Source organism: Citrobacter sp. S55_ASV_140 (assembly GCF_018919505.1).
Taxonomy (GTDB): domain Bacteria; phylum Pseudomonadota; class Gammaproteobacteria; order Enterobacterales; family Enterobacteriaceae; genus Citrobacter; species Citrobacter werkmanii.
Window position 1 is genome coordinate 1 of sequence record NZ_JAHLQZ010000141.1, and the last position, 11,165, is coordinate 11,165.

9 protein-coding genes are annotated in these 11,165 nt (G+C 54.0%); 2 read left to right on the forward strand and 7 right to left on the reverse strand.

Annotated elements, in window-relative coordinates; translation table 11 throughout:
- On the reverse strand, window positions 1-2,146 hold a 2,146-nt coding region (locus KQJ18_RS17495; protein ID WP_216422385.1), incomplete at its 3' end, for a Tex family protein.
- 98 nt (window positions 2,147-2,244) lie between these two features.
- Window positions 2,245-2,718 (reverse strand): transcription elongation factor GreB, encoded by a 474-nt coding sequence (greB, locus tag KQJ18_RS17500; RefSeq protein WP_003023524.1) that lies wholly within the window; start codon window positions 2,716-2,718, stop codon window positions 2,245-2,247.
- 225 nt (window positions 2,719-2,943) lie between these two features.
- On the opposite strand from greB, the gene ompR reads away from it, so the two are divergent.
- Together ompR and envZ are read left to right on the forward strand one after the other, a co-directional pair.
- A complete protein-coding gene (gene ompR, locus KQJ18_RS17505) occupies window positions 2,944-3,663 on the forward strand; it encodes a two-component system response regulator OmpR (RefSeq protein WP_001157751.1) in 720 nt (239 codons plus the stop codon).
- Window positions 3,660-5,012: a two-component system sensor histidine kinase EnvZ gene (gene envZ, locus KQJ18_RS17510; RefSeq protein ID WP_042311918.1), complete on the forward strand. Its 1,353-nt coding sequence runs from the start codon at window positions 3,660-3,662 to the stop codon at window positions 5,010-5,012. Before ompR ends, envZ begins: the two co-directional genes overlap by 4 nt.
- Window positions 5,013-5,086: 74 nt before the next feature.
- Here envZ and pckA read toward each other — a convergent pair whose 3' ends face one another.
- The 5 genes from pckA to igaA form a co-directional block, all read right to left on the reverse strand.
- Window positions 5,087-6,709: a phosphoenolpyruvate carboxykinase (ATP) gene (gene pckA, locus KQJ18_RS17515; RefSeq protein ID WP_216422387.1), complete on the reverse strand. Its 1,623-nt coding sequence runs from the start codon at window positions 6,707-6,709 to the stop codon at window positions 5,087-5,089.
- Between the two features lie 578 nt (window positions 6,710-7,287).
- Window positions 7,288-8,166: an Hsp33 family molecular chaperone HslO gene (hslO, locus tag KQJ18_RS17520; protein ID WP_016157640.1), complete on the reverse strand. Its 879-nt coding sequence runs from the start codon at window positions 8,164-8,166 to the stop codon at window positions 7,288-7,290.
- Between the two features lie 24 nt (window positions 8,167-8,190).
- Window positions 8,191-8,592: a ribosome-associated heat shock protein Hsp15 gene (gene hslR, locus KQJ18_RS17525; RefSeq protein WP_003837900.1), complete on the reverse strand. Its 402-nt coding sequence runs from the start codon at window positions 8,590-8,592 to the stop codon at window positions 8,191-8,193.
- A 10-nt stretch (window positions 8,593-8,602) separates the two neighbouring features.
- Window positions 8,603-9,271 carry a GMP/IMP nucleotidase gene (gene yrfG / locus KQJ18_RS17530; protein WP_038634874.1) on the reverse strand — a complete coding sequence of 223 codons (669 nt, stop codon included), beginning with the start codon at window positions 9,269-9,271 and terminating at the stop codon, window positions 8,603-8,605.
- Between the two features lie 62 nt (window positions 9,272-9,333).
- Window positions 9,334-11,165, reverse strand: a 1,832-nt coding sequence (gene igaA / locus KQJ18_RS17535) for an intracellular growth attenuator protein IgaA (RefSeq protein ID WP_216422388.1), incomplete at its 5' end; no start/stop codon positions are given.

Consider the following 11,165-nt stretch of genomic DNA (forward strand, 5'->3'; position numbering starts at 1 on the left):
CGATACGCTTACGCTGCAGGTCCACTTCCAGCACTTTCACCTTCACAATATCGCCCGCTTTCACCACGGTGTGGGGATCTTCGACGAACTTATTCGACAGTGAAGAGATATGCACCAGACCGTCCTGGTGTACGCCGATATCGACAAATGCGCCGAAGTTGGTGACGTTGGTGACGGCCCCTTCCAGAATCATCCCCGGTTGCAGATCGTTCATGGTTTCTACGCCATCAGCAAACTGTGCGGTTTTGAATTCAGGACGCGGGTCGCGACCCGGTTTTTCCAGCTCTTTGATGATGTCGGTGACGGTCGGTACCCCGAAGCGCTCGTCAGTAAAATCGGCGGCTTTCAGATTGCGCAGTTCGCTGCTGTTGCCCATCAGATCGCGCAGCGATTGCTCGGTGGCGGCCAGAATGCGTTCCACAATCGGATAGGCTTCCGGGTGAACGGTGGAGGCATCCAGCGGATTATCGCCGTGATTGATACGCAAGAAGCCCGCGCACTGTTCAAAGGCTTTAGGGCCCAGACGGCTGACTTTGAGCAGTTGCTGACGGTTCTGGAACTGGCCGTTCTCGTCACGCCAGGCCACGATGTTCTGCGCCATCATGCGCGTCAGGCCCGCCACGCGGGTCAGCAGCGGTACGGAGGCGGTGTTCAGATCCACGCCGACGGCGTTTACGCAGTCTTCCACTACCGCATCCAGCTTACGCGCCAGCTGCGTCTGGCTTACGTCGTGCTGATACTGGCCCACGCCGATAGATTTCGGATCGATTTTCACCAGCTCAGCCAGCGGATCCTGCAGACGACGGGCGATCGACACCGCCCCACGCAGCGAAACATCAAGGTCCGGGAACTCCAGCGCCGCCAGCTCAGAAGCGGAGTACACTGACGCGCCGGCTTCGCTGACGATTACTTTCTGCGCGGTGACTTGCGGGAACTGTTTCTGTACGTCGAGGAAGAAACGCTCGGTTTCGCGCGACGCCGTACCATTACCAATCGCCACCAGCTCAACGTTGTATTTTTCACACAACGCCGCAACGGCGATGGCGGCTTTGGCGGCCTGACCGGTATGCGGGTAAATGGTATCGGTAGCGACCAGTTTGCCGGTACCATCAACCACAGCCACTTTTACCCCGGTACGCAGACCCGGATCGAGGCCCATTGTGGCGCGCAGTCCGGCTGGGGCGGCCATCAGCAGGTCATGCAGGTTGCGGGCAAAGACGTTAATCGCTTCATCTTCCGCACGTTCGCGCACGGTACCCATCAGCTCGGTTTCAAGGTGCATCAGCACTTTGATGCGCCACGTCCAGCTCACCACGCCTTTACGCCAGCTGTCGGCAGGTGCGTTATTCAGGCGCAGTCCCAGATGTTCCTGGATAATCTGCTCGCCGTGGCTCTCTTTTGGCGGCTCATCGAATTGCGGATCGGCATTCAATGAAAGCTGTAACATGCCTTCGTTACGACCACGGAACATGGCCAGCGCGCGGTGGGATGGCACGGTAGAAATCGGTTCGTGGTGGTCGAAGTAGTCACGGAACTTCGCCCCTTCCTCTTCTTTACCGCTGACCACGGTAGAAACCAAATGCGCGTTTTTCCACAGGTAATCACGAACTTTTGCCAGCAGCGCGGCGTCTTCTGCGAAACGCTCCATCAGAATGTAGCGCGCGCCGTCGAGAGCGGCTTTGGTGTCCGCCACGCCGTTTTCGGCGTTGAGGTATTTGGCGGCTTCCGTTTCCGGGTCGTGGGAGGGTTCGTTCCACAGCAGGTCAGCCAGCGGCTCCAGCCCGGCTTCAATGGCGATTTGCCCACGGGTGCGGCGCTTGGGTTTGTACGGCAGATAGAGATCTTCGAGTTCGGTCTTACTTAACGTACCGTTGATCGCATTCGCCAGATCGTCGGTCAGTTTGCCTTGCTCGCCGATAGATTTCAGGATCGCCTGACGGCGGTCTTCCAGTTCACGCAGATATCCCAGACGGGTCTCCAGATTACGCAATTGCGTATCGTCCAGACCGCCGGTGATTTCCTTACGATAACGTGCGATAAACGGCACGGTGTTCCCTTCATCAAGCAGGCGAACGGCAGCTTCTACCTGTTCAGCACGAGCCTGAATTTCACCTGCGATAATGCGGCAGAAAGAATCATTCATCATGGATAGCTTCGTCTATAGGATAAAAAATCAGGGGATAGTTATACGGATTGACTGGCAAAAATGCCAGTCATCTACGGGGGCTTCGGATTGTTCCGGTCTCACTTCACGTATTCGATCTCGTTTACGTACCAACTGGCTTCGCCGCCTGGGGTGTTTACTACCGCGAGATCGCCGACCTCTTTTTTCAGCAGCGCCCGCGCCATTGGCGAATCGATAGAGATGTAATCTTTACGGCCGAAGATCTCATCGTAGCCGACAATGCGGAATTTGCGGATGTCGCCATCGTCATTTTCAATCTCGACCCATGCGCCAAAGAAGACTTTCCCTTCCTGTTGCGGGGAGTAATCGACGATTTTCAGATTTTCCATGCACTTGGTCAAATAACGAACGCGGCGGTCGATTTCGCGCAGGCGCTTTTTATTATACTGGTAGTCGGCATTTTCGCTGCGGTCGCCCAGACTTGCGGCCCAGGTGACCTTTTTGGTGACTTCCGGGCGCTCTTCACGCCAGAGATAATTCAGTTCTTGTTTGAGTTTTTCATACCCTTCACGGGTTATCAGGGGCGTTTTCATCTTATTGTTTTACCTTCAACTCTGTGATGATGCGCACAATTAGTATTACGTGAGCATATCAACAGAATAAATAATGTATTGCGAGAAACATTGTATACTTAAGCTGCTGTTTAATATGCTTTGTAACAATTTAGCCTGGAATTCATACCAGAATTCGCTGGTGACTCACGTGAGCTTTCTTAAGAATATACACTTAATTGTTGCGAACCTTTGGGAGTAATAACAATGCAAGAGAACTATAAGATTCTGGTGGTCGATGACGACATGCGCTTACGTGCGCTTCTGGAACGTTATCTGACCGAGCAGGGCTTCCAGGTTCGAAGCGTCGCAAACGCTGAGCAGATGGATCGTCTGCTGACCCGTGAGTCCTTTCACCTGATGGTGCTGGATTTAATGCTGCCGGGTGAAGACGGCCTGTCTATTTGCCGTCGCCTGCGCAGCCAAAGCAACCCGATGCCGATCATTATGGTGACCGCGAAGGGTGAAGAAGTTGATCGTATCGTAGGGCTGGAAATCGGCGCTGACGATTACATTCCGAAACCGTTTAACCCGCGTGAACTGCTGGCGCGTATTCGTGCCGTACTGCGTCGTCAGGCGAACGAACTGCCGGGCGCACCTTCTCAGGAAGAAGCGGTTATTGCCTTTGGTAAGTTCAAACTGAACCTCGGTACGCGTGAAATGTTCCGCGAAGATGAACCGATGCCGCTCACCAGCGGGGAATTTGCGGTACTGAAAGCGCTGGTAAGCCACCCGCGTGAGCCGCTGTCTCGCGACAAGCTGATGAACCTGGCTCGTGGTCGTGAATACTCGGCGATGGAACGTTCCATCGACGTACAGATTTCTCGTCTGCGCCGTATGGTGGAAGAAGATCCGGCGCATCCGCGTTATATCCAGACCGTATGGGGCCTGGGCTACGTTTTTGTTCCGGACGGTTCTAAAGCATGAGGCGAATGCGCTTCTCACCACGAAGTTCGTTTGCCCGCACATTATTGCTCATCGTCACCTTGCTGTTTGCCAGCCTGGTGACGACTTACCTGGTCGTGCTGAACTTCGCGATTTTGCCGAGCCTCCAGCAGTTTAATAAGGTCCTGGCTTACGAAGTTCGTATGCTGATGACCGATAAACTGCAACTGGAGGACGGCACCCAACTGGTGGTGCCGCCCGCGTTCCGCCGGGAAATTTATCGTGAGTTGGGTATTTCCCTCTATTCCAACGAGGCCGCTGAAGAGGCCGGACTGCGTTGGGCGCAACACTATGAATTCTTAAGCCACCAGATGGCGCAGCAGTTGGGTGGTCCGACCGAAGTCCGCGTTGAGGTCAACAAAAGCTCGCCGGTCGTGTGGTTGAAAACCTGGCTGTCGCCCAATATCTGGGTACGTGTGCCGCTGACTGAGATCCATCAGGGTGATTTTTCGCCGCTGTTCCGCTATACGTTGGCGATCATGCTGCTGGCCATCGGCGGCGCATGGCTGTTTATTCGTATTCAGAACCGACCGCTGGTGGATCTTGAACATGCGGCGTTGCAGGTGGGGAAGGGTATTATTCCGCCGCCGTTGCGTGAGTATGGCGCTTCTGAGGTGCGTTCCGTTACCCGTGCCTTTAACCATATGGCGGCAGGCGTGAAGCAACTGGCCGATGACCGTACGCTGCTGATGGCGGGGGTGAGTCACGATCTACGTACTCCACTGACGCGTATCCGTCTGGCGACGGAAATGATGGGCGAGGAAGACGGTTATCTCGCAGAGTCCATCAATAAGGACATCGAAGAGTGTAATGCTATTATCGAGCAGTTTATCGATTACCTGCGTACCGGTCAGGAGATGCCGATGGAGATGGCGGATCTGAACTCGGTGTTAGGCGAAGTGGTCGCGGCGGAAAGCGGCTATGAGCGGGAAATTGAGACTGCGCTGCTGCCGGGCAACATTCAGGTGAAGATGCATCCGCTGTCGATCAAGCGTGCGGTTGCCAATATGGTGGTGAATGCCGCCCGCTATGGTAACGGTTGGATTAAGGTCAGTAGCGGTATGGAGCCGCATCGCGCCTGGTTCCAGGTGGAAGATGATGGTCCGGGCATCAAGCCGGAACAGCGTAAACATCTGTTCCAGCCGTTTGTCCGCGGCGACAGCGCGCGTAGTACCAGCGGTACGGGCCTGGGGCTGGCGATTGTGCAGCGTATTATCGATAACCATAACGGTATGCTGGAAATTGGCACCAGCGAGCGGGGTGGGTTGTCGATTCGCGCCTGGCTCCCGGTTCCCTTCACTCGTGCGCAGGGCACCACGAAAGACGCATAAGAAAGGGAGGCGAAATGCCTCCCTTTTTGTTGTTGTAGGCCGGATAAGGCGAAACCGCCCTCCGGCAACGTCAATTACAGCTTCGGCCCGGCGCTAACCAGCGCTTCACCTGCTGGGGTGTCGGTGTACTTCTCGAAATTCTCGATAAACAGTTTCGCCAGTGCGTTGGCTTTTTCCTGCCACTGCTCCGGTGACGCGTAGGTATTACGCGGATCGAGAATGCGAGTATCCACGCCCGGCAGTTCGGTTGGAATAGCCAGGTCGAACATCGGCAGACGGAATGTTTCTGCGTCGTCCAGTGAACCGTTCAGAATGGCGTCGATAATCGCGCGGGTATCTTTGATGGAGATACGCTTACCAGTACCGTTCCAGCCGGTGTTAACCAGATACGCCTGCGCACCTGCCGCCTGCATACGTTTCACCAGCACCTCAGCGTACTGCGTTGGGTGCAGCGTCAGGAATGCTGCGCCAAAGCAGGCAGAGAAGGTTGGGGTAGGTTCAGTGACGCCACGTTCGGTACCGGCCAGTTTGGCAGTGAAGCCAGACAGGAAGTGGTACTGCGTTTGATCTGCCGTCAGGCGAGACACCGGTGGCAGCACGCCAAACGCGTCAGCGGTCAGGAAGATCACTTTGGTGGCATGACCCGCTTTTGACACCGGCTTAACGATATTCTCGATGTGATAAATCGGGTAGGAAACTCGGGTGTTTTCGGTTTTGGAACCGTCGTCGAAGTCGATAGAACCATCTTCGCGCACGGTGACGTTTTCCAGCAGCGCGTCACGACGGATCGCGTTGTAGATCTCCGGCTCGGCATCTTTAGACAGTTTGATGGTCTTAGCGTAGCAACCGCCTTCGAAGTTAAACACGCCATCATCATCCCAACCGTGTTCATCATCGCCGATCAGGCGGCGTTTAGGGTCGGTGGACAGCGTGGTTTTACCGGTGCCGGACAAGCCAAAGAAGACCGCCACATCACCTTTTTCCCCGACGTTTGCCGAGCAGTGCATGGAGGCGATGCCCTTCAGCGGCAGCAGGTAGTTCATGACGGAGAACATACCTTTTTTCATCTCGCCGCCGTACCAGGTACCACCAATCAACTGAATACGTTCAGTCAGGTTGAATGCCACGAAGTTTTCTGAGTTCAGACCCTGCTCTTTCCATTGCGGGTTGGTGCATTTAGCGCCGTTCATCACGATAAAATCAGGTTTAAAATCAACCAGTTCTTCGTCGCTTGGGCGGATGAACATGTTTTTGACAAAATGCGCCTGCCAGGCAACTTCGGTAATGAAGCGCACGGAAAGACGGGTATCGGCGTTTGCGCCACAGAAAGCATCAATAATAAACAGGCGCTTGCCGGAAAGTTGCTGGGTGACTAACCCTTTCAGATGTTGCCAGGTTTCCGGGGAAAGCGGTTTGTTGTCGTTCTTACCCTTACCTTTGTCGGACCACCACAGCGTATCACGCGTCGTGTCGTCACGGACAATGTACTTATCCTTTGGCGAACGTCCGGTAAAGATACCGGTATCAACAGCAACGGCGCCCAGATCCGTTAACACGCCACGCTCATAACCTTCCAGATTTGGATCAAGTTCTTCCTGATACAACAGGTCGTAGCTGGGATTGTAAACGATATCCTGAACGTCATTGATACCATAAGCCTTGAGATCTTGCGGGGTTAACCTGTTGTTCACACGCATTTCACTGCTCCTTAGCCAATATGTATTACCTGGAATAGTAAGGTTTTTTTGGGATTGCTAACCGCGACAAGGCTCATAGATTTACGCATCCGGAAAAACCACGGGCGACCGAATGCGCTGCGACTCCTGTCACAAAGAGGCAGATATTATGGCAGGAAACCCTTTTTTGTTGTGGAAAATGTTCTTAAAACGTTAATAGAGAGTGTTTTTGGCGGGAATCTTGTGAGTGTAATCGCATTCACGTAAGAAAAATACGTAACTCATACATAAACAATATCGATTCACTTCCCGTCGTCATGGCCCGAAAAAGGTCAGTCAATATTCAAAATTGTGAAGTTGATGCGATATGAGGCTTTCTGTTGATGCTGAATGACGACATGGTTAGTGTTGAACGTTCACAAACTACTCGCTGGGGCATGGAATCTATTGGCCTGCGGCAGGCGGTAGCGAATCAGTCACTGGATTCAGCGCCCAGAATGTGGCGTGTTATCGTGATTCTTGGCGAACGGCTAAAGAGGCATTATTACGCTGAGTAAGCGGGAGTTAGCCCGGCAGAAGACACTACCGGGCTGATAAACTTAATGGACCTGTGGGTCTGCCGGGGAAGCGTTGCTGCGGATCTCGGCAATATCCATTGCGTTAAACAGATAGTGGCTACCGCAGTAATCGCAGTGCATATCGATCTCGCCTTCTTCCGCCAGAATGCTGTCCACTTCTTCGTCCGGCAGCGTTTTTAGTGCGCCTGCGCAGCGTTCGCGTGAACAGGTGCATTTGAACTCAACGTCCTGCGGATCGTAGAGGGTAACTTCTTCTTCGTGGTACAAACGCCACAGTACTTCGTTGGCTGGCAGCGTCAACAGCTCTTCAGTTTTGATGGTTTCGGTCAGGGCGGTCAGGTGATCAAAATCATCTGCCTGCGCGTTTTGCGCCGGCATCACCTGCAGCAGCATTCCGCCAGCTGCGGGTTTGCCATCGACGTCGCCAGTACGGATAAACAGCCGTGTCGGCAGCTGTTCAGAACGCATGAAGTAATCTTCCAGACAGGCGGCCAGCGTGTCGCCTTCCAGACCGACCACACCCTGATAACGCTCGCCTTCTTCCGGCGTAATGGTAATCACCAGGTAGCCGTTGCCTACCAGCGTTTTCAGATCCGCGCCTTCAGGAATATCACCCTGCATGCGGGCCACGCCGCGCATCTGCTGATTGTTGTTGCCGTTGATGACGGCCAGGCTCAGCGGACCATCGCCCTGCAACTGTACGGTGATATCACCAGCAAACTTCAGCGTAGCGGTAAGCAGGCTGGTGGCGACCAGCAGTTCAGCCAGCACGTTTTTAACCGGCTGCGGGTAGGTATGGTTTTCGAGGATCTGTTGCAGGGTTTCCGAAACGGTCACCAGCTCGCCGCGCACGGCAAAGTTTTCAAACAGATAACGATGTAATTGGTCATGTTGCGGCATAATCATCTCTCTTGCAGGTGACAGTCACTCGCTGTCGCCGTGTTTAAATCGTAACAGGTCGCGGCGTTCTTTCTTGTCCGGTCGTCTGTCCGGGTGCGGCATGGTTAACGCGTTAAGTTTACGCGCCAGCGCCATTTTTTCGCGTTTTTCTACGCTTTCCGCGGTTTCTTCATACAGCGTAACGGCTTCCGTGGCCGGGCGACGCTGCTCGGTAATGGCCTTGATAATGACCGTCCGCTCGTCATTTCCCTGGCGCAGGGTGAGGGTGGCGTTCAGCTCGACAATTTTGCTCGGCTTACTGCGCTGGCCGTTGTAATGCACCTTACCGCCTTCAACCATTTCACGGGCCAGCGCACGCGTTTTATAAAAGCGCGCAGCCCATAGCCATTTATCCAACCTGACTTCAGCAGAGGGCTTTTCTTTCATGGCGTCTCCTTCACATCAGTGAGGGGATCAGTCGGCGGTAGTCATTCAATGACGGATGGCGTGCGTACTGTTTTTCCGCAATACCTGAGTCGGGATTGGTTACGCCGAGGCAGTAACGAATGCCGAACAGAGCAGCGGCGTCGAGAATGGGTTCGCTATCGTCAATAAACAGCGTCTTCTCTGCACTCATTCCCGTTTCTTCAGCCACAGCGTGCCATAACCGCTGATCCTCTTTGGGATAACCAAATGTGTGGGTGGAAAGTAATAAATCAAGGTGTGAGGCCAGACCGGTATGCTCCAGCTTCACCGCGAGGTTATGCGGATGCGCGTTGGTGAGCAAAATACGGCGCTTGCCGCTGGCTTTTAAGGCATCAAGAAACGGTACGGTATCTTCACGCAAAACAGCGCGTGGTCCCTGTGCCGTTGTCATAGCGCAAATATCCAGATCCAGGCGCTCACTCCAGTAATCCAGGCAGTACCAGTTTAGCGTATGCTGCACGGCATGATACTGCTGGCGAATATAGTCCTGGGCTTCCTGGGGAGAGATACCCTGCTTTGCGCCATAGGTTTCCGGCACCAGTTTTTGCCAGAAATAGTTATCGAATGCCAGATCGAGCAGCGTGCCGTCCATATCTAACAACACGGTGTCGACATCCTGCCAGGCAATATTGATATGCATGGAACCCCCCCAGAAGAAAACATGATGCGCGACAGGGTAGCATATCCTGGCGCGCGAGCGTGTTATCGAATCAGGCTTTCCGGGTCGTCAATCAGCGTTGGGTTGAGGCAACTTTCGTAATAGCTTTGAATTTCTGCGATGCGCGAGCGATGGCGCTGGTAGCGTCTGAATGCCTGAACGCTGTTATAGATAGCGCATCCGAGCATGGAGAGCATCAGCAGCGTCGTGCCAAGGTAGCGCCATAATCCTGAACGATCCGGGATTCGGTGCAGGCCAATGTGCTGGGTACCGTTGGCGTCGGTAGAGATATTGGTGACGATCCCCTCCGCGCGAAATGGTGTTTGCATTAGCATCTGGGCCAGACGCTGGAAGGCGTTCCACTGTTCTTGCGGCGGGTAATCATACAGGGAGGTTGACGGCCAGGGCTGATCGACCAGATCGCTGCCCTCGTCACTGATAATCAGAAAACCGCCGGGGGCAGGGCTATTTAGCGCCTGGGCCGCTCGCGCCGTCTCGCGTGAAATAAACGGCGCCGTAGAGGTATTGACCAGATTATCCAGCGACTCGGCGCTTACCGGACGCAGCAGCACATTTACGCCATCCAGTTTTCCGGCGTTAGCGCGTTTCACCAGGGCGGCCCAGTCTTTACTATTACCGAGGTTAACCAGCGCATTTTTTAAGCGCACGCATTCATCTTTGGCTGCGCACAGATCGGCTGTTTTCAGGACAATTTCACCAAAATCATCCAGTAACACCATGCCGGACTTTTGGATTGCCGAACGTAATGACGCGCTGACGCGGGAATCATCATCTGGTTTGGGGTGCAACTGGCGGCTTACGGCCTGAGTGAGCGCGGTGGCTTTGTTCACCAGATCGGATTCAGGAAGCGGTAGCGCGCGCGCGTCATTCCAGATAATTTGCGTGCAATCAAAAGGCATGAACGGCGTGGCGGGCTGTGTATTCCAGCTCCCCTGGGTATGAATGTTACACATACCTGTGCCGCTCAGGTGTAGTGTGTCCCCCACGCGGACGCCCGCGTTCTCAAGCTGTTTCACGCTGGTGGCTTCGATAGTCTGTGCGCCTTTCATCCAGGAAAGGGTGAATTTTATCGGCATATCCAACGGGATCCAGAACAGCAGCATCAGCAGCACTAACAGCGAACCGCCAGCGATAACGGCATTGCGTAGCCAGTGTTGCAACGGGAAATTTTTAACCTCGTCGTGCAGGGATAAAAAACGCCCCTGGCGTACAACGTGGCGATCGAGATAAATATCGATATCCGTTTGCTGACCAAGATCCTGCGCAATGTAAGGCTGCCAGTGAGGGGGATAGATCAGATCAATAATACCCAGAGAAATATTGTTAATTTGCTCCTGGTCGTTCTCGCCAAACAAACCCCAGCGACGCGGCGTCCCGCGCAGACAATGAATTTCTCGCAGGGCGGTTTTAGATGGCGGAGCGAACAGCCCCCACAGACCTGCACCGAGCAACAGCACCGCGCCACCGACTGCCCACGGAACAAACGTATCCGGGATGATTAAACATAAAAAGAACAGCAGGAATGATGCGGCGATCAGTAACGCTTCGCGTAATCCAGAAGGGCGGCTGAGCGCATACTCTTCATGGGTTTCCTGACGAATATTCAGCAGTTCGATTTGTTCGCTTTCTTCACCGCGAATGGACGCCTGGGTAGAGGCGGTATGCTGTAACGCATAGCCACGCGCTTCCTGCATATATTCCTGCAGGGTGTGGCCGTTTAGCGAAATAACCAGCGGTAACGTATTGGTGTGAATCAACTCAACGCTGTTTTCGTCATTGATGTATTGTTCCCAAAAAGGCGGCAAATGCACCTCAACGGAATCAAGATAATAGCGCCATTTGTTAGGATCGTCGG